General features: G+C 62.8%; 24 protein-coding genes. 17 read left to right on the top strand and 7 right to left on the bottom strand.

Annotated elements, in window-relative coordinates; all coding sequences use genetic code 11:
• The first annotated feature begins 49 nt into the window (after positions 1 to 49).
• The 7 genes from GJ700_RS19395 (at position 50) to GJ700_RS19365 (ending at position 6,190) form a co-directional block, all read left to right on the top strand.
• The gene (locus tag GJ700_RS19395) at positions 50 to 1,315 is read left to right on the top strand and encodes a urate hydroxylase PuuD (protein ID WP_154376913.1); all 1,266 of its coding nucleotides are present in this window, start codon (positions 50 to 52) and stop codon (positions 1,313 to 1,315) included.
• A gap of 53 nt (positions 1,316 to 1,368) precedes the next feature.
• Positions 1,369 to 2,994, top strand: coding sequence for an HAL/PAL/TAL family ammonia-lyase (locus GJ700_RS19390; protein WP_154376911.1), 1,626 nt, complete (start codon positions 1,369 to 1,371; stop codon positions 2,992 to 2,994).
• A 101-nt stretch (positions 2,995 to 3,095) separates the two neighbouring features.
• Positions 3,096 to 3,545: a hypothetical protein gene (locus GJ700_RS19385; protein ID WP_154376909.1), complete on the top strand. Its 450-nt coding sequence runs from the start codon at positions 3,096 to 3,098 to the stop codon at positions 3,543 to 3,545.
• Positions 3,546 to 3,563: 18 nt separating this feature from the next.
• Positions 3,564 to 3,812 (top strand): hypothetical protein, encoded by a 249-nt coding sequence (locus tag GJ700_RS19380; RefSeq protein ID WP_154376907.1) that lies wholly within the window; start codon positions 3,564 to 3,566, stop codon positions 3,810 to 3,812.
• A 68-nt stretch (positions 3,813 to 3,880) separates the two neighbouring features.
• A complete protein-coding gene (locus GJ700_RS19375) occupies positions 3,881 to 4,837 on the top strand; it encodes a hypothetical protein (RefSeq protein WP_154376905.1) in 957 nt (318 codons plus the stop codon).
• 104 nt (positions 4,838 to 4,941) lie between these two features.
• A complete protein-coding gene (locus tag GJ700_RS19370) occupies positions 4,942 to 5,691 on the top strand; it encodes a substrate-binding periplasmic protein (protein ID WP_154376903.1) in 750 nt (249 codons plus the stop codon).
• A 100-nt stretch (positions 5,692 to 5,791) separates the two neighbouring features.
• On the top strand, positions 5,792 to 6,190 hold the full coding sequence (locus GJ700_RS19365; RefSeq protein WP_154376901.1) for a VOC family protein: 399 nt from the start codon (positions 5,792 to 5,794) through the stop codon (positions 6,188 to 6,190).
• A gap of 15 nt (positions 6,191 to 6,205) precedes the next feature.
• Here GJ700_RS19365 and GJ700_RS19360 read toward each other — a convergent pair whose 3' ends face one another.
• Positions 6,206 to 6,967, bottom strand: a complete 762-nt coding sequence (locus tag GJ700_RS19360; RefSeq protein ID WP_154376899.1) for an alpha/beta hydrolase — start codon at positions 6,965 to 6,967, stop codon at positions 6,206 to 6,208.
• A 222-nt stretch (positions 6,968 to 7,189) separates the two neighbouring features.
• Here GJ700_RS19360 and GJ700_RS19355 point away from each other — a divergent pair, with 222 nt between their 5' ends.
• Entirely contained in the window at positions 7,190 to 8,593 is a 1,404-nt protein-coding gene (locus tag GJ700_RS19355) for a GGDEF domain-containing protein (RefSeq protein ID WP_229507116.1), read from the top strand.
• Position 8,594: 1 nt separating this feature from the next.
• Here the strand turns inward: GJ700_RS19355 and GJ700_RS19350 are convergent, their stop codons facing one another.
• From GJ700_RS19350 to GJ700_RS19335, 4 genes are all read right to left on the bottom strand, one after another.
• Positions 8,595 to 9,044 carry a YaiI/YqxD family protein gene (locus tag GJ700_RS19350; RefSeq protein WP_154376895.1) on the bottom strand — a complete coding sequence of 150 codons (450 nt, stop codon included), beginning with the start codon at positions 9,042 to 9,044 and terminating at the stop codon, positions 8,595 to 8,597.
• A gap of 8 nt (positions 9,045 to 9,052) precedes the next feature.
• On the bottom strand, positions 9,053 to 9,688 hold the full coding sequence (locus GJ700_RS19345; protein WP_154376893.1) for a class I SAM-dependent rRNA methyltransferase: 636 nt from the start codon (positions 9,686 to 9,688) through the stop codon (positions 9,053 to 9,055).
• Positions 9,689 to 9,747: 59 nt separating this feature from the next.
• Entirely contained in the window at positions 9,748 to 10,353 is a 606-nt protein-coding gene (locus GJ700_RS19340; RefSeq protein ID WP_154376891.1) for a YdeI/OmpD-associated family protein, read from the bottom strand.
• Between the two features lie 132 nt (positions 10,354 to 10,485).
• Positions 10,486 to 11,316, bottom strand: coding sequence for an outer envelope protein (locus tag GJ700_RS19335; protein ID WP_371868035.1), 831 nt, complete (start codon positions 11,314 to 11,316; stop codon positions 10,486 to 10,488).
• Positions 11,317 to 11,503: 187 nt separating this feature from the next.
• On the opposite strand from GJ700_RS19335, the gene uraH reads away from it, so the two are divergent.
• A complete protein-coding gene (uraH, locus tag GJ700_RS19330) occupies positions 11,504 to 11,857 on the top strand; it encodes a hydroxyisourate hydrolase (RefSeq protein WP_154376889.1) in 354 nt (117 codons plus the stop codon).
• Positions 11,858 to 11,905: 48 nt separating this feature from the next.
• Here uraH and purF read toward each other — a convergent pair whose 3' ends face one another.
• A complete protein-coding gene (gene purF / locus GJ700_RS19325) occupies positions 11,906 to 13,306 on the bottom strand; it encodes an amidophosphoribosyltransferase (protein ID WP_154376887.1) in 1,401 nt (466 codons plus the stop codon).
• A gap of 209 nt (positions 13,307 to 13,515) precedes the next feature.
• Here purF and guaD point away from each other — a divergent pair, with 209 nt between their 5' ends.
• Positions 13,516 to 14,835, top strand: a complete 1,320-nt coding sequence (gene guaD / locus GJ700_RS19320) for a guanine deaminase (protein WP_154376885.1) — start codon at positions 13,516 to 13,518, stop codon at positions 14,833 to 14,835.
• A gap of 231 nt (positions 14,836 to 15,066) precedes the next feature.
• Here guaD and GJ700_RS19315 read toward each other — a convergent pair whose 3' ends face one another.
• Complete coding sequence (locus GJ700_RS19315; RefSeq protein ID WP_154376883.1) at positions 15,067 to 15,984, bottom strand: LysR family transcriptional regulator; 918 nt, start codon at positions 15,982 to 15,984, stop codon at positions 15,067 to 15,069.
• 123 nt (positions 15,985 to 16,107) lie between these two features.
• Here GJ700_RS19315 and mdcA point away from each other — a divergent pair, with 123 nt between their 5' ends.
• The 7 genes from mdcA to madM all read left to right on the top strand — a co-directional run bounded on the left by mdcA (position 16,108) and on the right by madM (position 21,946).
• Positions 16,108 to 17,781, top strand: a complete 1,674-nt coding sequence (gene mdcA, locus GJ700_RS19310; RefSeq protein WP_154376881.1) for a malonate decarboxylase subunit alpha — start codon at positions 16,108 to 16,110, stop codon at positions 17,779 to 17,781.
• Positions 17,781 to 18,677, top strand: coding sequence for a triphosphoribosyl-dephospho-CoA synthase (locus GJ700_RS19305; protein WP_195763950.1), 897 nt, complete (start codon positions 17,781 to 17,783; stop codon positions 18,675 to 18,677). The genes mdcA and GJ700_RS19305 overlap by 1 nt, the downstream gene beginning before the upstream one ends.
• Positions 18,658 to 18,957 (top strand): malonate decarboxylase subunit delta, encoded by a 300-nt coding sequence (locus GJ700_RS19300; protein WP_154376878.1) that lies wholly within the window; start codon positions 18,658 to 18,660, stop codon positions 18,955 to 18,957. The genes GJ700_RS19305 and GJ700_RS19300 overlap by 20 nt, the downstream gene beginning before the upstream one ends.
• Entirely contained in the window at positions 18,954 to 19,805 is an 852-nt protein-coding gene (locus tag GJ700_RS19295; protein ID WP_154376876.1) for a biotin-independent malonate decarboxylase subunit beta, read from the top strand. Before GJ700_RS19300 ends, GJ700_RS19295 begins: the two co-directional genes overlap by 4 nt.
• Positions 19,802 to 20,641, top strand: a complete 840-nt coding sequence (mdcE, locus tag GJ700_RS19290) for a biotin-independent malonate decarboxylase subunit gamma (protein ID WP_154376874.1) — start codon at positions 19,802 to 19,804, stop codon at positions 20,639 to 20,641. Before GJ700_RS19295 ends, mdcE begins: the two co-directional genes overlap by 4 nt.
• Before the next feature lie 113 nt (positions 20,642 to 20,754).
• Complete coding sequence (gene madL / locus GJ700_RS19285; protein ID WP_154376872.1) at positions 20,755 to 21,171, top strand: malonate transporter subunit MadL; 417 nt, start codon at positions 20,755 to 20,757, stop codon at positions 21,169 to 21,171.
• Positions 21,172 to 21,181: 10 nt separating this feature from the next.
• Entirely contained in the window at positions 21,182 to 21,946 is a 765-nt protein-coding gene (madM, locus tag GJ700_RS19280; RefSeq protein WP_154376870.1) for a malonate transporter subunit MadM, read from the top strand.
• Positions 21,947 to 21,949 lie beyond the last annotated feature (3 nt).

Raw genomic sequence — 21,949 nt, 5'->3', positions numbered from 1 at the left:
CTGAAGGCCCAAAAGAGGCAGATGAACAAGACTAAGAATGGAATAACTCATGGAAGCTTTATTCGGATCGTATGGGGTGGAGTGGCTGAATCTGCTGGTACGCTGGCTGCACTTGATTACCGGTATTGCGTGGATCGGCGCATCGTTTTACTTCGTCTGGCTGGACAACTCGATCCGGCCGCCCAAGCCAGGCAGCGAACTGGCGAAAAAAGGTGTCAGCGGCGAATTGTGGGCCGTGCACGGTGGCGGCTTCTACAACCCGCAGAAATACCTGGTCGCTCCTGGCGAACTGCCGGAAGACTTGCACTGGTTTAAATGGGAAGCGTATGCGACCTGGCTGACCGGCTTCGCGATGCTGTTCATCGTTTACTACTTCAACGCTTCGGCAATGATGATCGACAAAAACGTCGCCGACCTGACCGGTCTGCAAGCCGTTGGCGTCGGTGTCGGCACCCTGCTGGGTGGCTGGCTGGTATATGACACGCTGTGCAAAACCAAGCTGTCGGAAAATCCGGCCGTCCTGGGCACCGTGCTGTACGTGCTGATCGTGGCCATGGCTTACGTGCTGACCCACACCCTGTCGGGCCGCGCCGCCTACATCCACGTTGGCGCCATGATCGGTACCATGATGGTGGGTAACGTCCTGTTCGTGATTATTCCTGGCCAGCGCAAACTGGTGCAAGCCATGGAAAAAGGCCAGTCGCCTGATCCGATCTACGGCAAGCGCGCCAAAGTGCGTTCCGTGCACAACAACTACTTCACCTTGCCTGTGCTGCTGATCATGATCAGCAACCACTATGCAATGACCTACACCCACGCTTACTCGTGGCTGGTACTGGCTGCCATCATGGCTGCCGGCGTCCTGATCCGTCACTTCTTCAACCTGCGTCACGCCGGTAAAGTGTCGATCGGTTTCCCGGCCGCTGGCGCCGCACTGCTGGTGGCTGTTGCCGTGGCGATTGCCCCTGCACCGCGCAAACCGGCTGCCGCTCCGGTGGCTGCCGCTGCCGATGCACACGGTCACGAAGGTGCCGCCGCTGCCGCTCCTGCAGCAGGCGCCGCCGACCTGGCTGCCGTACAACAGGTCGTGACCCAGCGCTGCGTGGCTTGCCACTCGGCCAACCCGACCCAGGCCGGCTTCGCTTCGGCGCCTGGCGGCGTGGTCCTGGACACCCCGGAACAGACCAAGCAGCAAGCTGCCAAAGTGTTCCAGCGCGCAGTCCAGAACAAGGACATGCCGCTGGCGAACATGACCCAGATGACCGACGCGGAACGTGCGCTGATCGGTACCTGGTTCGAATCGGGCGCTAACTAAGGTTAAACGCCCCGCCATGCGGGGCGTTTTCACTCCGACACGAAGGAAATAACATGACTGAAAAAGTGATTATCGACGGCTTCACCCTGACCGCTGAGCAAGTGCTCGCGGTGGCACGCGGCAACGCGAAGGTGGAACTGGCCGCATCGTCGCGCGCTGCGCTGAAGGAAAGCCGCGACTACATCGAATCGACGTGGATGCACGACGAAGCGCCAATGATGTACAGCTTCAACACCGGCGTGGGCTTGCTGAAAGACACCCGCATCAAGGTGGAGCACATCGAACTGTTCCAGACCCAGCTGATCAAGGCCCACTCGGGCGGTATCGGCGAGCCGTTCTCGGAAGAAGTGTCGCGCGCCACCATGCTGTTGCGCGCCAACGCGTTCGCCTCGAACTATTCCGCGCCGCGCGTGGAAGTGGTGGACCGCCTGCTGGCCTTCATCAATGCCGGCATCCACCCGATCATGCCGCAAAAAGGTTCCGTCGGCGCGTCCGGCGACCTGGCGCCGCTGGCGTACCTGGGCGCGGCGATTGCCGGCTTCGATGAAGCGGAAGTGATGTACAAGGGCCAGCGCATGTCGGCCGCCGAAGCCATCACCAGATCCGAAGTCGGCCCCGTGAAATTCGACCTGAAAGCCAAGGATGCTTCCGCGCTGATCAACGGCTGCACCGCGTCGCTGGCCGTGGCCGTGATGGCCGCCGAAGATGCGCGCAATCTGCTGACCGACGCCTGCGTGTCCCTGGGCCTGACCCTGGAAGCCATGCGCGCCGAGATGGCTGGTTTCGACCCGCGTATCCAGCAAGCCCGTCCGCACCCAGGCCAGATCAAGACAGCCGCCACCGTGCGCAAGCTGCTGAAGGGTTCGACCCGCACCACGCACGCAGCGCGCGCGATCCAGTTCCCGGACGAACTGCGCCGCACCGACATCGAATACACGCCGCGTATCCAGGACGTCTACTCGCTGCGCTGCACGCCGCAAGTGTACGGTCCGGTGTTCGATGCGCTGGACTACATCGACAACATCGTGAAAAACGAGATCAACTCGGCCACCGACAACCCGCTGATCTTCGGCAAGGAAGGTGGCGGCTTCGAGATCATCTCGGGCGGTAACTTCCACGGCCAATACCTGGCGCAAGCGATGGACTTGCTGGCCATGGCGATCACCGACCTGGGCTCGATCGTCGAGCGCCGCATCGCCCGCCTGATCGACCCGACGCTGTCGTGGGGCCTGCCACGCAACCTGATGTCCGGCCTGCGCGGTGTGAACACCGGCTACCCGGTGATCCAGTGCTCGATGTCGTCGCTGGTGATGGAAAACCGCACGTTGTCGATGCCGGGTTCGGTCGATTCGATCCCGTCGAAAGCCAACTCGGAAGACCACATCTCGAACTCGACCTGGTGCGCGCGCAAAGCCCACACCATCGTGCAAAACACGCAATACATCGTGGGCGTGGAAATGCTGCTGGCGGCCCAGGGCCTGACCATGACGGAAAACCTGCTGCCGGGCTTCGTGCTGGGCGAAGGTACCCAGGCTGCTTACGAGGAAATCCGCAAGCAGATCCCGGCCTGCCTGGACGGCGACCGCTGGTTCCACAACGACGTGCAAGTGGCGCACTCCTTCATCACCAGCGGTTCGGTGCGCAAGGCAGTGGAAGCGAAGATCGGCGCATTCGTATAAGTCGTTCTGACTCGATATGTGCAAAACCCCGGGCGACCGGGGTTTTTGCTTTTGGCGGCGGGTATGCCACAATAGCGGCCCATTGTCAAAATGAATAGCTTATGTTGAAACGCTTTGCAATTGCCGCTGTGCTTGTCATTTCGCCCTTGCTGCCGGCACAGGCCGCACCTGAAGATCCGGGAGCATTCGATCAATTGATGTCGAAAGCCGCCGAAATCGGTTATCCCGTGGCGCTGAGCCTCGAGATTCAATTCCGCAGCAGGGCTGATGCCGTTGCCGCACACAATTCTTTCGCCGCCTCGGGCATCCGCCCGCCAGCGTTTGGCATCAGCGAGGTACAGGAGTTTGATGGCATGGAGTCGGGCGCGGGACGCCAGCCCCGTTCCGTCAAATGGTATTTCTATAGCAAGCCTTACCGCATCGAGTCGCCGCAGCAATTCCAGCAAGAGCTGCAAAAACTGCGCACGGTAAAGCTCGAAGGCGCGACCCATGTTCACAACAGGCTGGATTCTGGCGACAATGTGCCACCCGCGGTACCAATGCCGCGCTGAACTCCCAAGGACCTCATTATGAATTCGATTTTTTCCGCGTCGGTGTTTGACGCGACCGTCATCGTGGATGGCCACGAATTGTTCAAAGGGCAGGGCGCCGCCAACGGCTGGGCGGAGAAACTGTCGCGCGAACTGGAAGTGCCGGTTTCCGTGCGCAAGATCCGCACCGGGTGGGTGCTGTGCGGCACGGTCGATGGCGAGGAATGCGTGTGGGGCGTGTATGGCCAGCGCTTGAAGCGGCTGGATATCGCTGCCGGCCTCGGCTGACTTTCTGTTGCATTTTTTATCATATTGCATCAGCATTGCAGTTTCCATGCATCCGCAAAGGAGTGGCAATGAAACTGCAAGGCGTGATAGGACTGGCTGCCGCCAGCCTGTTGGCGGGCTGTTCCGGCATCGTGGAAAACCACCACTCGCCGGACCGCATCAAGCTCGGCGATTTCCAAAAAGCCGGCGAGGGCATCGTGGTGCTGTCGACCGGGGCCGACAAGGCCTGTGCGGCCTATAGCAAATTCCTGTACGTCCAGGACGCCAAAACCGGCGCCGACTTTTCCGGCGTCGCCGGGATGTCGATCGATGTCTATGCGGTCAAGAGCGACTTCACCGACCACTATGGCACCGTCAACGCGCTGACTCTCCCCGCCGGCAAGTATTTCCTCTTCCCCCGCAACGCCAACTGGCAATTCGTCAGCAAACACACGCCAATGCTTCCCTTTGACGTGGTGGCCGGCCAGACCACGTACCTGGGAGAGGTGTACCTGAGTCCTTCCTGTGCACCGGAGAGCCGGCTGGTGGTACGCGACCAGTACCCGCGCGACATGCGTGTCCTGGTCAGCAAGAATCCCGCCTTCGCCCAGCGGGAAGTCACCAAGCATTTGCTGCTGGACGCGAAGGATATCGGTGGCGAACAGCATGCCGCCGAACTGGTGGCGGCGTCGGTGATTCCCGCCCGGTGGAGCGGCGCGCTGGCATGCAGCGCGCGGGCGGATGCCGGCGCCAATGCCGCCGCCTTCGAAGTCAAGCTTGCGATGGACGTGGCCGGCAACCGCGCCGTGATCCGGCGCACGACGGGCGAACTGGCGGAATCGTTCACCGGCTCGACTGTCGGCATGGAATTGGACATGCAGGGAGAAGGACACCGGGTGAACGATCCCGGCCGGGCGTGGCAATACCGTATGAAAGGCAGATTTATCCAGGACGGCAGGGCGGTTACCGCGTATTCCGCGACCGGCAACATGCTGGTCAACGGGACGGCCATCCGCAGCTGCAACCTGCGGATGGCGCCGCTTTGAAGCTGAATCTGCTTCCCTGTCATCCCGGCTGTAGCTAGAATCAAGGAAGTGGCGCCCAGCCACGATCTCCCTTTCCCGGCTTGCTTGACAGAACGGAAGCCCCGATGCGCGCCAAGATTATTGCCATCTCGCTTTTCTTCACGCTTCTTTCTCCGGCCAATGCGCAGCAAATTGTCAGAGTCGGCGGATATGATTTTCCACCGTTTGTCGACAAGCGTACGGGAAGCACCAGCCTGACGTTCGACCTCATTGCCGCCCTGAATGCGTTTCAAAAGAAGTACCACTTCGAGTTTGTCGATACGTCATCGAAGCGCCGGTTCATTAATTTTGACGAAAGAAGGTATGACCTGATCTTTTTCGAAGCCATCGACTGGGGCTGGCAGGGCAGGGCCGTTGAAGCGTCCGACGTGATCATGCACGGCGGCACCGTCTATGTGACACGGGCGGATAAACATAAAGACCAGCGCTATTTTGATGACCTCAAAGGGAAAACCATTTGGGGCATCCTGGGCTACCACTACGGCTTCGCGAATTTCAATTCCGACTACGAATACCTGAAAAAGACGTTCAACGCTCACATGACCACGTCACAGGATGGCCTGATTGAAGCGGCGGTCAGCGGGCGTGCCGATATTTCCGTGGTGGTCAGAGAGTATTTGCAAATTTACCTAATCAAGCATCCGGAAGTGCAGAATAAAATTCTGGTCTCCAAGAAATTCGACGCCGTCAATCAATACACGATACTGGTTCGCAAAGGTGTCAGCCCGGATGTCGCGGAGTTGAACAGGATTCTGATGGAGATGGAAAACGCGGGCATCCTGAAAAAGCTGTGGGGGAAATATAACCTGAAGTGAATTCAAACTTTTTTTCGCATGGCTGTCGAACTCCAGGATCATCATCCGTCGTGAAGATGAAACACCCGGTAGCCCATCCCACCTTCACCACGGAGACGCCATGAACAAGCTAGTCATCTTTAACCTGCCTGTCCAGGACCTGGACAAATCCAAAGCGTTCTTTTCCGCGCTCGGCTTCACCTTCAATCCGAAATTCAGCAATGCGAACGCCGCGTACATGAACATCGTCGACGGCAGCGTCCACGCCATGTTATCGACGGAAGCATTCTTCCAGTCGCTGATCGGCAAGCCCGTCGTCAAGGCCAGGGAAGGGAATGAAGTCGTCATCTGCCTCAGTTGCGAGAGCCGCGAAGAAGTCGACAGCCTGATTGCCAAAGCCGTCGCCGCCGGCGGCCGCACGCCGCATCCGCCGGAAGACAACGGTTTCATGTACGACCAGGGCTTCGAGGATATCGATGGCCACCTGTGGAACCTGGTCTGGATGGCGCCGGATGCGTGAGCCCTGCCTGCGGAGTCAATGCGCCCCGGCCAGCAGCGCCACGTATTGACCCTGCAATCCTATCGTGTTGTGTCCCGCACCTTTCACGACCTGCAATACCGCCACGCCGGGTTTGAAGTGCGTTGCCAGCATTTCCGTGCTGGCGCGTGGAATCACTTCATCCTGCCCGGCTGCGATCAGCGTCGTCGGGGCCTGGACTTCGGACGCGTGCCGCCATGACTCATACTTGTCGCGCAGCAGCCAGGCCACGGGCACGTACGGGAAGTGGAGGGCGGCGATTTCCGCCACGCTGTTGTACGGCGTGACCAGCACCAGCCGCTCCACCGGCCGTTGTGCCGCGAGCTGGATCGCAATGCCGCTGCCCAGGCTGCGGCCCACCACCGTGATGTTGCGGTGGCTGCCGCGCAGGCGCTCGAACAGCAGCAGCGCATCGGCCACCAGCGCGCGCTCGGACGGCTTGCCGCCGCTGGCGCCATAACTGCGGTAGTGCATCAGGTACAAAGCCCGGCCCGGAAAGGCGGCGGCCAGTTCCGGCAGGCTGGCATCGACATCTTCCGCGTTACCGCCGAGGTACAGCACGGCGTCGCCCGCCTGCTGCGCGTGCGCCGACACGTGGATCGGCACGCCGCCGGCATCGAGCATCAGCGCGGTAGCGGGATCCGTTGGTGATGTTGGCGGCGGGAAATAAATATAGGAACGCTGCGTGGCGAACAGCAGCAGGCAAAAGCCGCCATAGGCCAGCGCCAGCAGGAATGTTATACGCAGTACGGTCGTCATCGCGTGCCAGTCACCCGGTTGGAAATGAATATGCAATTTCACCCGATCGTGGCGTTTCGCACAAGGTAGTGGTCGTCAGGCATTCCGCACCGCGGGAGAGCGGCTTGCCGTAAGTGTTTCCCTATGTCACCCTGTCCCCGCCAGAGAGTATCCTTATGACAGTAGTCAACAATAAATAACTCGGGATATTGCATGGGCGCGCCACACGGTGAGCAGGCTTTTTTGTCCACACTGCCGGCCAGCCCGCGCGCGCGGCGGTTGGCATGGACGGTGGTGGTGGTGTCGGCGGTCGTGTTTGGCGCGCTGGCGCCATTTGCCAAGACGCAACTCGCGCGGATCTGGGCCTTCATTCCCGTCTACGAATCCGCACTGGTGATTTGCGACTTGATCACCGCCATCTTGCTGTTCGGGCAATTCCACTCGTTGCGCGTGCGTTCGCTGTTCGTGCTGGCGGCCGGATATCTGTTTTGCGCGCTGATCGCCATCGTCCATATGCTGACCTATCCCGGCGTCTTCAGCGATTCCGGACTGCTGGGGGCGGGGCCGCAGACCACGGCGTGGCTGTACATGTTCTGGCATGGCGGCTTTCCGCTGTTCGTGATCGCCTATGCGTTGCTCAAGCGCGGCGAAAAGGAACGGGCGCCGCTGGGGCGCGGCTGGCCGCTGGCGCTGGCCCTGTCCGCCGTGCCGCTGCTGGTGGGGGGAATGGCCTTGCTGGTGACAGTGGGGCAGGCGCTGCTGCCCGACATCATGCAGGGACACCGCTATTCGCCGGCCATGATCAAGGTGATCGCCACGGTCTGGCTGCTGAGCGTGACGGCGCTGGCCGTGCTGTGGCGCTGCCGTTCCTATGCCGTGCTGGACATGTGGCTGATGGTGGTGATGTGCGCGTGGCTGGTCGATGTGGCGCTGTCCGCCATGCTCAATGGCGGCCGCTTCGACCTGGGTTTTTACGCGGGCCGCATTTATGGCTTGCTGGCGGCCAGTTTTGTGCTGCTGGTGCTGTTGCTGGAAAGCGGCATGATGTATGCGCGCCTGCTGGACATGATGGAAGTGCTGCACCGGCTGACGTCGACCGACGCGCTGACCGGCATCGCCAACCGCCGCGCATTCGACCAGGAACTGGAGTGCGAATGGCGCCGCGCCACGCGCGGTGCTTCACCGCTTTCGCTGCTGATGATTGACGTCGATTGCTTCAAGCTCTACAACGATAGCCGGGGCCACCAGGCTGGCGATGCCTGCCTGCGGGCAGTGGCCCAGGCGCTGGCCGGCGCGACGCGGCGCGCCGGCGACCTGGTGGCGCGTTATGGCGGGGAGGAATTCGCCGTCCTGTTGCCGCAGACCAGCGGTGCGGATGCCGAGCGGCTGGCGCAGCGCATGTGCGATGCGGTCCTGGCGCTGGCCTTGCCGCACGGGGCATCGGTGGCCGGGCCGCATGTGACGGTGAGTATCGGTGTCGGCAGCATCATCCCGGCCTGGTGCGGGCAGGAAGCCGACAGCCGTGGCGACACGGCGCCGTCCGCGCGGCTGGTGGCGGTGGCCGACAAGGCGCTGTACAAGGCCAAGTACGCGGGGCGCAACCGCTATGCGACGTCTGGGCTGCCGGTCGCCATGCATGCGGCTTGAATTACTTCTTCCTGCGCGCCAGCTCGCGGTCGAGCGCATTGGCGAAATTTTGCCGGTCGCTTTGGGAAAACGCGGCCGGGCCGCCGGTATCGATACCGGCGCCGCGCAACTCTTCCATGAAACTGCGCATCGTCAGTTGCTGGGCGATCGTATCCCGCGTGTACCATTCGCCGCGCGGATTGAGCGGCAATCCACCCTTGTCCAGCACCAGCGCGGCCAGCGGAATGTCGCCGGTCACGACAATGTCGCCGGGACTGACGCGTGCAACGATTTCCGCGTCGGCCGCATCGGCGCCGGCCGGCACTTGCAGTGCGCGGATAAATCGCGATCCCGGCACGCGCATCAATTGATTGGCCACCAGCGTGACCTGGAGCTGCAAGCGTTCGGCCACCCGGAACAAAATGTCCTTGATGACGGCGGGGCACGCGTCCGCATCGACCCAGATTTGCATGGATAGTCTCAGCGCGGGTAGGTGAAACCGGTGCGGATATCCATCGGCAGCAGCTTGCCGCCGTCGCGCACCATCAGGCGCTGTGGCGGTTCGTCGCCCGCCAGCGCGCGCGGGAAGATGGCCAGACCTTCGCCTTTGCGCAACAGCTGGTCGCAGCGTTCATAGACATTGTTGCAACCCGTGGCCTTGATCAGTGCCTGCACGATCGCGACTTTCCACAGGTCGACGCCGCCCGCATTGAACTGGCATACCAGGTAGCCATCAGCGCCGCCATAACTGTGCACCAGCAAGCCCGGCAAGCCATCCTTGTCGCCATCGATCAGCAGGACCAGCGCCTGCGGGTCGGCATCGCGCAGTGCTGCTTCGCGGCGCTGCACGGCGGCCTGCACGCGCCGCTTGATCAACGCGTGGTCGACCGGCTCGTCTTCGCGCAATGTCCAGATGCGGGCCGCCACTTGCGACTTGGCGTTGTAGGCGGCACGGGCCAGGAACTGGCGCGACGAGGTTTGCACGATGGCCGTGGCGCCCGGCTTGTTGCGCTCCTGCGGCTTGCCGTCGACCTTTTCGATGGCAGAAACATAAATCCACGGGTCGCCGGCAAGGAGGCCTTTTTCCTTGCCCTGTTTGATGGTGATGATGAGCATGCGCGCCTTTCGTATTCAGGGACGAGATGATACAGCGCCTGCGGCCGGTCAGGGAATGTTCAGCACTTTTCGTACTTCCAGTTGCGCGACTTGCCCTCGGCGATCCATTCCAGCGCCTGTTCCAAGCGGCGCGCCCGCGTCGCTTCCGTCTTTGCTTCTTCCAGCCACTCGACGTAGTCGCGTTTCTTGCTGGTGCTGAAGGCGGTAAAGTGTTCCAGCGCGGCCGGCAACTGCTCCAGTTGCGCGATGAAGTAATCCGGCACCGTCAGTTCGCGCGGCGTTGCGGGTTTGGCGCGGGCCGGCGCCTTGACGCCTTCATCGTTCAGTTTCATGGCCTTCCTGATGTACGACGCCAGCGTGCGCCTGGGCGGCAAATCCTTGACGGACGTGATGCGCCCGAACTGGCCCATGGCTTCCTTGCCCTTGTCGTCTTCCGCCGCGATCAGCAGTTCGCCCTTCCAGAAACCGAAGGCGCAATGCGCCTTGAACGACGCCATGCTGCACAACATGCCCTTGTACTGGAAGTGCGGGAAGCTCCATTTCATGGTTTCTTCCACGTCGGGGCAGGTGTCATGCACGACGGCGCGGATGTGTTCGAGGATCGGTTGCGCGAATTCCGCCGAGGCGGCGATGTAGGCGTCGATGCGGGGATCCAGGGTCGGCATGGCGGCTTCCGGTTGAAAAGAGTACTTACGAAAATATACTGAAGCGGCCCCCTGACGTCCAGAATAAAAAAAGGCCCGGTTTCCCGGGCCCAAAATTCACACACTTGATTCGGATCTTAAGCTTGCGTCAGCTTAGAAGTGGTACTCAACGCGGATCATCGGGGTCTTGGCGAAAGCGCCCGAACCTGCGAAGCCTTTGGCGTTGTTACCGAACTTGTTACGCCAGTATTGGTACTCGAAGCCGGCCTTCAGGCTGCCCGGCTTCATGCTCAGCGATGGGCTCAGGTCATACATGATCTGGGCGTCGATGTTGGTTTCCGGCTTGGTGCCGCCGCCGAATTCATCCTTGCCTTTCGAACCGATGTAGTTCGCAAAGCCTTCGAACGAGAAGCCGTGGCCCAGCGGGATGCCCCACGCCGCGGTCAGCATCGCGTGGGTGTCGTACGAGTAGCGGCTCTTGACGCCGACCGGCTTGTTGCTTTCCCACAGAGCCAGCAGGCTCACGTTCAGGAAGCCAGGTACGTCCAGCATCAGGGTAGGACCGGCAACCAGCATGTGCTTTTTCGACGCGTAGCCAGGGTCGTTCTTGGTATTCCAGTCAAAGCCGGCGGTCACGCCGACGCCGCGCACAGGGCCGAACTTGATCGGCGAACCGCTGATGGCGCCGATGTCGAACGTGTGGCGGTACAGTACGTAGGCTTCCTGTGCCTGGGCATCGGTGCCATCCGACTCCAGGAAGTCCACGTTGAAGAAGTCGCTGCCGTACTTGTTGCCGCTGGCGTGGGTCACATTGACGATGTTCTTTTCAATGTCCTTTGGATTGAACGGCTCGGCGAACTTGGTGCCATAGCGATAGCCGATCGACGTGTCGGACCAGTCCGCGGCGCTCGCTTGCTGCATGCCGGTGGCGAACGCCATCGCTGCGATAGTACCGGTAGCTGCTACTCGTAAAGCCTTGTGCATCTTACGTCTCCCTTTGTTTGATCTAGGTATCTAGGTATTCAGGTCTTGGAGGCCCGATTATGTCCGCCCGTTTCATGGTTGTTATCCATCAGGGCATATATCCGACAGTGCTCAGCCGTATATGATTTTCATACCGGCCCTCCAAACGGAGGCTGTCAATTCAACCGAAAAGAAAGCGAGACACTATATGGGCAAGCTGAGCACCCACGTTTTGGACATCACGCAGGGCAAGCCTGGCGCAGGCGTACAAGTGAAGCTGTACCGCGTGAACGGCGTTGAAAAAGTGTTGGTAAAGACCGACACCACCAACGCGGACGGCCGTTGCGACGTGCCGCTGCTGCAAGGCGACGAAGTCAAGGCAGGCAAATACGAGCTGGTGTTCGGCGCGGGCGACTACTTCGCGCAACAAGGCGTGAACCTGCCATCGCCGCGCTTCATCGATGAAGTGGTGATCGCCTTCGGCATCGCCGACGTGAACGCCAACTACCACGTGCCGATCGTGGTATCGCCATGGGCGTACTCGACCTACCGCGGCAGCTGATCGGCATGCAGGTCTGATAAATACGGGGCGCATGATGCGCCCCGTTTCTTATTCAAAGCAGGAAATCTCCAGTTCCCGCAACGCCGGATTGGCGCCCGCAATGGCCGCCTTCAACGCCTTCAAATCCTGGAATACCAGCGCGTCCGCCGTCACGTTGGCGCGCATGTCGTCATGCGTGGCGCCCATGCTGGCGGGCTTCCTGCGCGCGGGCCAGTCCACGCCATACACTTTCGGGCGCCTTACCGGCGGCGCGGTCGATGCCAGCGCCACCCAGGTGGCGCCGGCCTGCCGCGCCAGTTGCACCAGTTCGCGCGTGCTGGCCGCGTCGACGATCGCGTCTTCCACCAGCAAAATGCGCTTGCCGTTGAATTCCGTGCCGATGGCGTTGACCCGCTGCGACACGGCCTTGCGCACGATGGCCGACGGCGGCAGGTCGAAGGTGCGGCCCGGGTAGCGGTTCTGGATAAAGCCTTCGCGGTAATCGAGGCCCAGTTTCAAGGCCAGCTGGATCGCGGCCGGGCGCGCGATGTCGTCGAACGGCATCACCACGTCGATGGCGCCGGTATCGAGCTGCGCGCGCACCTGTTCGGCCAGCAGTTCGCCCAGTTTCAGGCGCGCCGCATAGACGGAAGCGCCATCGATGACGGAATCGGGCCGCGCCAGGCTGACGAATTCAAAGGCGGAAGGGCGCGCGCCATGCTGCACGGATAATTGGCGCGCATGCAGTTGGCCATCGAGGCTGACGTAGATGGCTTCGCCCGGCGCCACGTCGCGCACATACGCAAAGCCCATGCCTTCCAGCGCCACCGATTCGCTGGCGAACATGTATTCGTTGCCTTCGCCTTCGCCATTGGCGCCGGCGCGCACGCCCAGGCACAGCGGGCGCACGCCCTGCGGATCGCGGAACGCGAGGATGCCGTGTCCGGCCACCTGCGCCACGGCCGCATACGATCCTTGCACGCGGCGTTGCAGGCAGGCGATGGCGGTAAACAGCATGGCCGGCGACAGCGATTCGCCCTGGCTGGCCGCATGCACTTCGTGCGCCAGTACGTTGAGCAGCACTTCCGCATCGGACGGGGTATTGATATGGCGCCGCGCCGTCACCGATAATTCGCGGCGCAGCGCGTCGCCATTGGCGACCTGGCCGTTGTGGGCCAGCGTGATGCCGTAGGGTGCGTTGACATAGAACGGCTGCGCTTCCTCGTCGCACGACGGGCCGTAGGCGGCGCAGCTGCAATGGCCGATGCCGGCGCGGCCGCGCAGGGTGCGCATATTGCGGGTACGGAATACGTCTGTGACAAGACCGTTCGCCTTGTGCATGGCGAACACGCTGTCGTTGTCGGTGGCGATGCCTGCGGCTTGCTGGCCGCGGTGCTGCAACAGGAGCAGCGCATCGTAGAGGGTTTGATTAGCAGGGGCGTGCGTCAGCACGCCGACGATGCCACACATGGTCGGACTCCTGGAATGTTACAAACGAGACAGTACCGCGCGCCGCCGTGCACAAGGTAGGGCTGGTTTTAGATAACGGGCATATATATGCTCATATGAGAGGGCGCATCATAGGTGATAACTTCTTATGGCATGTGGTGACAGGCTCGCCTGGCCATGCCGACCGACCCACCTAACACTCACCCGATACCTATAGATCCGTAACGATCATGACGAATACACAACAAGAGACAACCATCAAGGCTTTCCGCGCCAGCGTGCTGCACTTTACCGCGGACCCGGCGTTCAATGACAATGCCTACAGCTGGTTCGAAGACGGCTTGCTGGTCGTCGAAGGCGACCGCATCAAGGCGGCCGGCGATTACGACAAGCTGAAAGACACGCTGCCGGAAGGGACCCAGGTACGCGACTACCGCGGCAAGGTCATCATGCCGGGTTTTATCGACACCCACATCCACTACCCGCAGACCGACATGATCGCGTCGCCGGCGCCTGGCCTGCTGCCATGGCTGGATACGTACACGTTCCCGACCGAGCGCCAGTTCAAGGATCCGGAACATGCGCGCGGCGTGGCCGACTTCTTCCTCGATGAACTGACCCGTTGCGGCACCACGACCGCGATGGTGTTCTGCACCGTGCATCCGGAATCGGTCGATGCCTTCTTCTCCGCCAGCGAAGAGCGCAACCTGCGCATGATCGCCGGTAAAGTCATGATGGACCGCCACTGCCCGGACTTCCTGCAAGACACGGCGGAAACCGGCGCGCGCGACAGCGAAGAGCTGATCAACCGCTGGCACAACAAGGGCCGTCAACTGTACGCGCTGACCCCGCGCTTTGCCCCGACGTCGACCGAAGCGCAAATGCAGCTGTGCGGCGAACTGGCGCAAAAGTATTCCGACGTCTTCCTGCAAACCCACGTGGCGGAAAACACCGATGAAGTGGCATGGGTAAAATCGCTGTATCCGAATTCCCGTTCCTACCTCGACGTGTACGACCACTACGGCATGCTGCGTCCGCGCTCGATGTACGCGCACTGCGTGTGGCTGGACGATGAAGACCGCGCCCGCATGGCCGCCACCGGCGCCGCCGTATCGATGTGCGCCACGTCGAACCTGTTCCTGGGCAGCGGCTTGTTCAACTTCGCCGAAGCGGACAAGCACAAGGTCACGTTGTCGCTGGCGACGGACGTGGGCGGCGGCACGTCGTTCTCGATGCTGCAAACCATGAATGAAACGTACAAAGTGGCGCGCATGGGCGGCACCTACATGCCGGCGCTGCGCATGTTCTACCTGGCCACCCTGGGCGGCGCCCGTTCGCTGCAACTGGAAGGCACCATCGGCAACTTCGCCGCCGGCGCGGAAGCGGACTTCATCGTCCTCGACCCGAAAGCCACGCCGCTGCTGGAACGCCGCACCACCCGCACCAACAGCCTGGAAGAACTGCTGTTCGCCCTGGCGCTGCTGGGCGACGACCGCACCATCGCGGCAACCTACGCGGCCGGCAAGCAAGTGCACCAGCGCGGAGAGTAATCCACCGACCTCTCTCCCGTAGGGCGGTTTAGCGGGCACTGCCCGCCAACCCGCCCGGGGGGCACATAGCTTGAACGTCGCTCTTTCCAGAGCGACTTGGCCGCGCAGAGGAAGCCGCCATGCATGCGCAGCAGCCAGCGCATGCAGTACCGGCCCGCACGCATGGCGGCTTGATACCCCCAATCCGCCCTACAGGTTTGACGCCAGCATCCAGCCGGCGTACCAATCCATTCACTGCAACGGACTCCGCTGCCCATACATCCGGCACTCCGCCGCCAACGCCAGCAAGCCCGGATCCCGCTCCCGGTTCCGGGGCAACAGCAAGGTAATGCGCTGGTGCGACACGTAGCGCGTCTCCAGCGGTATCAGCTGGATGCGCGCGCTGAATTCCGCGACCCGTCCCGGCAACAGGCTGTAGCCGATGCCGCCGCTGACCAGGTTAATCAGCGAAAAAATATCCCCCACCCGCATCACGGTTTCCGGCACGAAGCCCGCCTGCCGGAACGCGTGCTGGAAACTGTCCGCCGTCACGAAGCCGTCGGCCAGCGTAATGAATTTCTCATCGCGCATGGCCGCCAGGTCGATCCTGTCCATGCCGCCATAGGGTGAACCCAGCGGCGCCGCCAGTTGTACTTCGTCGTCGAACAGCGGCACCGATACCAGTTCCCGCTCATCGACCGCGCTTTGCACGCCGATGACGATGGCGTCCAGTTGCCCGTCCGACAGGTTGCGCAACAGCGTTTCATTCGACCCCAGGGTCAGGTCCACCTGCAATTCCGGCTTGCGCAGCTTCAGCGCGATCAGCAATTGCGGAATGCAACGCAGGGTCAGCGAATACAGCGATCCGATTTTCAGGCGTCCCGCGTCGAACCCGGCCAGTTCGCGCACCTTGCGCACGCCTTCCTCGCACTCGGCCAGCGCCCGCTGCGCATGCTTGGCAAACGCATAGGCGGTCGGCAGCGCAACCAGGTTGCGGCCTTCCCGCTTGAACAGGGGGCAGCGCAAGCCTTCTTCCAGCGTATGCAGCGCGCGGTGCACGCTGACGGCGCTCAGCCCCAGTTCTTCGGACGCGCGCGCCAGGCTACCCAGGCGCATGAACGCGAGGAACACTTCCAGCTTTTTCAGTGTAATTTCTTCATCGATCGCCATGCCCCGATTGTACCGCCAATAGACCGTTAATATTTACTCTGAGAGTAAACGTTGCGTGGTCAGGTTGATTGTTCGGCCATGGCTTCCTTCCTAAGCTGTGTTTAACAAACGGAGGAGACCCCCATGCTCATCACCCCACCACCCGCAGCGGCGCCGGCCCGGCGCTGGGATACGCGGAGGACAGAAAAACAGCGCCGCCTGGCCGCCGTCGCGCATTTATGCGACGGCCCCGTGCTGGACAGCGAACGCATCGTTGAAGCACTGCAACTATTGGTTGCCAGCGGCGACCGGGTCGTACTGGAAGGTAATAATCAAAAGCAGGCCGACTTCCTTGCCCGCAAGCTGGTGCAAGTCGATCCCGGCATCGTCAATGCGCTGCACATGATCATGCCCAGCGTCAGCCTGCCGGAACACCTGGATTTGTTTGAGCGCGGCATTGCCCGTAAGCTCGATTTCGCGTTCGCCGGTGCGCAAAGCTTGCGCATTTCACAATTCCTGCAGGACGGCATGCTGGAAATGGGCGCCATCCACACCTATGTGGAATTGTATGCCCGCCTGTATGTGGATCTGTCGCCCAACGTCGTGATGGTGGCCGGCTATACGGCGGACCGCCAGGGCAACCTGTACACGGGTCCCAGCACCGAAGACACGCCGGCGCTGGTGGAAGCAGCCGCGTTCCGCGACGGCATCGTGATCGCGCAGGTCAATGAAATCGTTGACAACCCGGGCGACTTGCCGCGCGTCGATATTCCCGGATCGTGGATCGACTTCGTGGTGCAGGCGGACAAGCCGTTTTATATCGAACCGCTGTTCACGCGCGACCCGCGCCTGGTCAAGCCGCTGCACATCCTGATGGCGATGATGGCGATCCGCGGCGTCTATGAGCGCCACCAGGTGCAATCGCTGAACCACGGCATCGGTTTCAATACCGCGGCGATTGAACTGATCCTGCCCACCTATGGCGAACAGCTGGGGTTGAAAGGCAAGATTTGCCGCAACTGGACCCTGAATCCCCATCCCACGTTGATCCCCGCCATCGAAAGCGGCTGGGTCGACAGCGTGCATTGCTTCGGCGCGGAACTGGGCATGGAAGCGTATGCGGCGGCCCGCCCCGATATTTTCTTTACCGGTAAGGATGGCTCAATGCGCTCCAACCGGCTGCTGTGCCAGCTGGCCGGCCAGTACGCGGTGGATTTGTTTATCGGGTCGACCCTGCAAATGGATGGCCTGGGCAATTCGTCCACCGTGACGCGGGGCCGCCTGACCGGCTTTGGCGGCGCGCCGAACATGGGCCACGATCCGCACGGCCGCCGCCATCCGACGCCGGCCTGGCTGGATCTGATCGAGACCGACGACCCGCTGGCGCGCGGCAAGAAGCTGGTGGTGCAAATGGTGGAAACGTTCCAGGACGGCGGCCAGCCTTCGATCGTGGAATCGCTGGACGCGGTGAGCGTCGGCAAGGCGTCCGGCATGCCGCTGGCGCCCGTGATGATCTATGGCGACGACGTGACGCACGTGTTGACGGAAGAGGGTATTGCTTACCTGTACAAGGCCCGTTCGCTGGAAGAGCGCAAGGCCATGCTGGCGGCGGTGTCCGGTGTCACGCCGGTGGGCTTGCGGCACGATCCGAAGGAAACGGCGCGGCTGCGCCAGCAAGGCTTGATCGCGCTGCCGGAAGACATCGGTGTGCAGCGCGCCGACGCCACCCGTTCGCTGCTGGCCGCGAAGAGCATCGCGGAACTGGTCGAATGGTCCGGTGGCTTGTACAACCCGCCCGCCAAATTCAGGAGCTGGTAATGAACGCTTTACTGTTATTGGAAAAAACCACGCAAGCCGGTACGGCGCGCAGCCTTGCTGACGCCGCCGTGACGGCGCTGGTCGATGAAGCCACGCTGACCCCGAAACCGGGACTGGTCGACTTGCGCGGCAATGGCGCCCACGACGACTTGAACTGGCTGCTGATGTGCCATTCGGCCCATACCCTGCATCCGTACTTTGAAGCGATGGCGCAGGCCGGGCAGGAACTGCCGGATGCGCAAGCGCTGCGCGAACGGATCGGCGCGCTGGGCCGCGATGCCGAGCGGGCCATGATGCGGGCCACGGGCGGCGTCAATACGCACCGTGGCGCGATCTGGGCACTGGGCTTGCTGGTCACGGCGGCCGCGCAGGACCACGAGGATCGCTCCGCGCAAGGTGTCGCGGCACGGGCCGGCGCACTGGCGCGGCTGCCCGACCCGCACAGGCCTGCCGTGACGGGCAACAAGGGCGCGCTGGCCTGCCTGCAGCATGGCGTCGGCGGCGCGAAGGCGCAGGCGATGCACGGATTCCCGCACGTGCTCGACGTGGCGCTGCCGATGCTGCAGGCATCCCGCGGCCGGGGCGCGACGGAAGACGAAGCGCGGCTCGATGCGTTGCTGGCGGTGATGGCGCAGCTGGACGACACGTGCCTGCTGGCGCGCGGCGGGCAGGATGCGCTGCAGGCGACGCAGCAGGGCGCGCAACGCGTGCTGGCGGCGGGCGGCGTGGCGACAGGCGAAGGCCGCCACGCGCTGCGCCGGCTCGACGACGATTTGCTGGCGCGCCGTGTGTCTCCCGGCGGAGCGGCGGACTTGCTGGCGGCCGCCTTGTTGCTGGAGCAGGTAGCGAACATCAATTTCGACGCGGAGCGCGAACATGGAACAACTGCAATTTGAATATGCGGCCGGGCGGCCGGCCGCAGGGCGCGCACTGGCCGGCGTGGTCAGCTCGGGCGACCTGGAAGTGTTGCTGGAACCGGCGCCCGCCGGCCGCACCACGGTGCTGGTGCAAACGTCGGTGAACGGCTTTGGCGCCACGTGGAAAGCAGTGCTGGACCGGATGTTTTCCGCCACGGCGTTGCCGGCCGCGACGATCGAAATCCACGACAGCGGCGCCACCCCCGGCGTGGTGCGCATGCGCATCGAGCAGGCTTATGAAGAAGCGGAGAAGCCATGAACCCTGAACAATTACTGGCGCGCGACAGCTTTATCGAACGCGGCGCGCGCAGCCGCGCCCAGGCGCTGCTGGACCCCGGCACCATGCGCGAACTGGTGGGGCCATTTGACCGCGTCACGTCGCCATGGCTGGCCATGCAGCAGATCGTCGTGCAGGCCGATGATGGCGTGGTGGTGGCAAAAGGCACGCTGGATGGAAACCCCACCGTTGTACTGGCCATCGAAGGCGCCTTCCAGGGCGGCAGCATGGGTGAAGTGGGCGGCGCGAAAATCGCCGGTGCGCTGGAACTGGCGGCGGAAGACAATCGCAACGGCGTCCCGACGCAGGCCGTGATCCTGTTTGAAACGGGCGGCGTGCGGCTGCAGGAAGCCAACCTGGGGTTGGCGGCCATTGCCGAAATCCAGTCCGCCATCGTCGACTTGCGGCGCTACCGTCCCGTGATCGGCGTCAGCGCCGGCACGGTGGGCTGCTATGGCGGCATGTCGATCGCGGCGGGCCTGTGTTCTTACCTGGTGTTGACGGGCGAGGCGCGGCTGGGCCTGAACGGGCCGCAAGTGATCGAACAGGAAGCGGGGATCGCCGAATTCGATTCGCGCAACCGTCCATTGATCTGGAACCTGACGGGCGGCGAGCAGCGGGTCCAATCGCAACTGGCCGACCTGTGCGTGGCCGACGACACGGCGCAGATCCGCGCCACCGTGGTTGACCTGTTCCGGCAAGGCGTGCCGGCGCGGCACCGCAGCGCGCGCCACGGGGAATTCCTCGCCTGCCTGGCGCAAGTCGATCCTTCCATGCCGCCTTCACCTGCGCAAGTGCGTGACATTTACACGAAAGGATTGCAGCCATGAATACGCATCTGAAAGCGGACCAGCTGGAAGGTATTGCAACGGACAGCCGTGGCGCCCGCTGGCTGGCGGCATTGACGGGCGGCGCGCCGCTTGCCGACGGCTATTGCGCGGCGGTGCAGGTGGCCGACGCCACGCTGGCCGGGCAGGCGGCGCGCTATATCGCCGTGGTGCCCGATGCGCACAACCGCTTCGGCCGCGTGCGCAATGGCGAAATCGGCCTGGTCGAAGCGTGGCAACTGGCGCGCGCCGTGCACGACGTGATCCGGCAAGACCAGGCGGCTGACGTCAAGCGTCCGATCGTGGCCGTCATCGACGTGGCCAGCCAGGCGTATGGCCGCGTCGAGGAAGCATACGGTATCCACCAGGCGCTGGCCGGCGCGGCGGGCGCCTATGCCGAGGCGCGGCTGGCCGGCCATCCGGTCATCGGCCTGATCGTCGGCCGCGCCATGTCGGGGGCTTTCCTCGCGCACGGTTACCAGGCCAACCGCCTGATTGCCTTCGACGACGGGCAAGTCATGGTGCATGCGATGGGCAAGGCGTCGGCCGCCCGCATCACGCTGCGGTCGGTGGAAGCGCTGGAACAGCTGGCCGCCAGCGTGCCGCCCATGGCCTATGACATCGGCAGCTACGCGTCGCTGGGCTTGCTGTGGCAATTGCTGTCGCCGCCGGATCCGGATACGCCCGATGCGGCAGGGCTGTCGCTGGTACGGGCCGCGCTGGAACAGGCGCTGGCCGACATCCGGTCCGGCAACGATCGCACGCTGGCGGGGCGGCTGGGCAGTCCGCACCGGCACGCGTCGGGAAAGGTGAGGGCATTGCTGCGCGAACAATGGTGACGAAGCGCGAAGAAGCGGCAGGATTGCAGTAAAAAACCGGTGGCCAGCACAACAAAAAACAGCGGCCGCCATCAGTTCCAACCCTGGAGCAACCTTGGAGTGAAGGAGACGTCATGATTATCTACGGAACCGCATTGCTGGCCGTGTGCCACTTGCTGGGCATTTTTCTCGGCGACTTGCTGGGCGCGCTGATCGGCGTGAAAACCAACGTGGGCGGGGTCGGCATTGCCATGATCCTGCTGATCTGTGCGCGGCTGTACATGCACAAACGCGGCCTGATGCCGCAGACCACGGAACTGGGTGTCACGTTCTGGGGCGCGATGTATATCCCCGTCGTGGTGGCGATGGCGGCGCAGCAAAACGTGGTGGCGGCCCTGCGCGGCGGCCCCGTCGCCGTGCTGGCCGCCATGGGTGCGCTGGCCCTGTGCGCCAGCACCATTGCACTGATCAACCGCACGGAAAAAGATGCCGGGGACGAGACCGTCACCGAACCTTCCAGCGATGTGAAAACCGGCGTGAAAACCGCTTAAGGGGAACGTGATGATCGAAATGCTTGAAAAAACCGTGCTGCACAATGGCCTCGTGACCGCGTTTGCCGTGGTCGGACTGATCATGTACGTATCGATGCTGCTGTCGCGCTACCTGACGATGGGCCGTGTCCATGGTTCGGCCATTGCCATCCTGATCGGACTGGGATTGGCGTACTGGGGCGGCAGCCACACGGGCGGCCAGAAAGGGTTGGCGGACTTGTCGCTGTTCAGCGGCATCGGCCTGATGGGCGGCGCCATGCTGCGCGACTTTGCCATCGTGGCGACCGCGTTCGAAGTGCAGGCCACGGAAGCGCGCAAGGCCGGCATGATCGGCGTGGTGGCGCTGGTGCTGGGCACGGTCCTGCCGTTCATCGTGGGAGCCGGTGTCGCTTACGCGTTTGGCTATACGGATGCGGTCAGCATGACCACCATCGGCGCCGGCGCCGTGACGTACATCGTCGGTCCCGTCACCGGGGCCGCCATCGGCGCCAGTTCTGAAATCATGGCGCTCAGCATCGCCACCGGTTTGGTGAAAGCCATCCTCGTCATGGTCGGTACGCCCGTCGCGGCAGGCTTCCTGCGTTTGAAGACACCCCGTTCCGCCATGGTGTTCGGCGGCCTGGCCGGGACCGTCAGTGGCGTTTCGGCAGGGTTGGCCGCCACGGACCGCAAGCTGGTGCCATATGGCACGCTGGTGGCCACGTTCCACACGGGCCTGGGCTGCCTGATGGGGCCTTCGGTGCTGTATTTTGCCGTCAAATCGCTGGTGGCTTGAACC

Origin of the sequence: Pseudoduganella rivuli (genome assembly GCF_009674485.1) — a bacterium.
Classification (GTDB): Bacteria; Pseudomonadota; Gammaproteobacteria; order Burkholderiales; family Burkholderiaceae_D; genus Rugamonas; species Rugamonas rivuli_B.
Note: the sequence above shows the minus strand (reverse complement) of the source record. Positions and strands in the feature narration are given on the sequence as shown.

Coding starts and splice junctions, on each gene's coding strand:
- GJ700_RS19395 (WP_154376913.1), top strand. CDS start 50: ATGGAAGCTTTATTCGGATCGTATGGGGTGGAGTGGCTGAATCTGCTG.
- GJ700_RS19390 (WP_154376911.1), top strand. CDS start 1,369: ATGACTGAAAAAGTGATTATCGACGGCTTCACCCTGACCGCTGAGCAA.
- GJ700_RS19385 (WP_154376909.1), top strand. CDS start 3,096: ATGTTGAAACGCTTTGCAATTGCCGCTGTGCTTGTCATTTCGCCCTTG.
- GJ700_RS19380 (WP_154376907.1), top strand. CDS start 3,564: ATGAATTCGATTTTTTCCGCGTCGGTGTTTGACGCGACCGTCATCGTG.
- GJ700_RS19375 (WP_154376905.1), top strand. CDS start 3,881: ATGAAACTGCAAGGCGTGATAGGACTGGCTGCCGCCAGCCTGTTGGCG.
- GJ700_RS19370 (WP_154376903.1), top strand. CDS start 4,942: ATGCGCGCCAAGATTATTGCCATCTCGCTTTTCTTCACGCTTCTTTCT.
- GJ700_RS19365 (WP_154376901.1), top strand. CDS start 5,792: ATGAACAAGCTAGTCATCTTTAACCTGCCTGTCCAGGACCTGGACAAA.
- GJ700_RS19360 (WP_154376899.1), bottom strand. CDS start 6,967: ATGACGACCGTACTGCGTATAACATTCCTGCTGGCGCTGGCCTATGGC.
- GJ700_RS19350 (WP_154376895.1), bottom strand. CDS start 9,044: ATGCAAATCTGGGTCGATGCGGACGCGTGCCCCGCCGTCATCAAGGAC.
- GJ700_RS19345 (WP_154376893.1), bottom strand. CDS start 9,688: ATGCTCATCATCACCATCAAACAGGGCAAGGAAAAAGGCCTCCTTGCC.
- GJ700_RS19340 (WP_154376891.1), bottom strand. CDS start 10,353: ATGCCGACCCTGGATCCCCGCATCGACGCCTACATCGCCGCCTCGGCG.
- GJ700_RS19335 (WP_371868035.1), bottom strand. CDS start 11,316: ATGCACAAGGCTTTACGAGTAGCAGCTACCGGTACTATCGCAGCGATG.
- uraH (WP_154376889.1), top strand. CDS start 11,504: ATGGGCAAGCTGAGCACCCACGTTTTGGACATCACGCAGGGCAAGCCT.
- purF (WP_154376887.1), bottom strand. CDS start 13,306: ATGTGTGGCATCGTCGGCGTGCTGACGCACGCCCCTGCTAATCAAACC.
- guaD (WP_154376885.1), top strand. CDS start 13,516: ATGACGAATACACAACAAGAGACAACCATCAAGGCTTTCCGCGCCAGC.
- GJ700_RS19315 (WP_154376883.1), bottom strand. CDS start 15,984: ATGGCGATCGATGAAGAAATTACACTGAAAAAGCTGGAAGTGTTCCTC.
- mdcA (WP_154376881.1), top strand. CDS start 16,108: ATGCTCATCACCCCACCACCCGCAGCGGCGCCGGCCCGGCGCTGGGAT.
- GJ700_RS19305 (WP_195763950.1), top strand. CDS start 17,781: ATGAACGCTTTACTGTTATTGGAAAAAACCACGCAAGCCGGTACGGCG.
- GJ700_RS19300 (WP_154376878.1), top strand. CDS start 18,658: ATGGAACAACTGCAATTTGAATATGCGGCCGGGCGGCCGGCCGCAGGG.
- GJ700_RS19295 (WP_154376876.1), top strand. CDS start 18,954: ATGAACCCTGAACAATTACTGGCGCGCGACAGCTTTATCGAACGCGGC.
- mdcE (WP_154376874.1), top strand. CDS start 19,802: ATGAATACGCATCTGAAAGCGGACCAGCTGGAAGGTATTGCAACGGAC.
- madL (WP_154376872.1), top strand. CDS start 20,755: ATGATTATCTACGGAACCGCATTGCTGGCCGTGTGCCACTTGCTGGGC.
- madM (WP_154376870.1), top strand. CDS start 21,182: ATGATCGAAATGCTTGAAAAAACCGTGCTGCACAATGGCCTCGTGACC.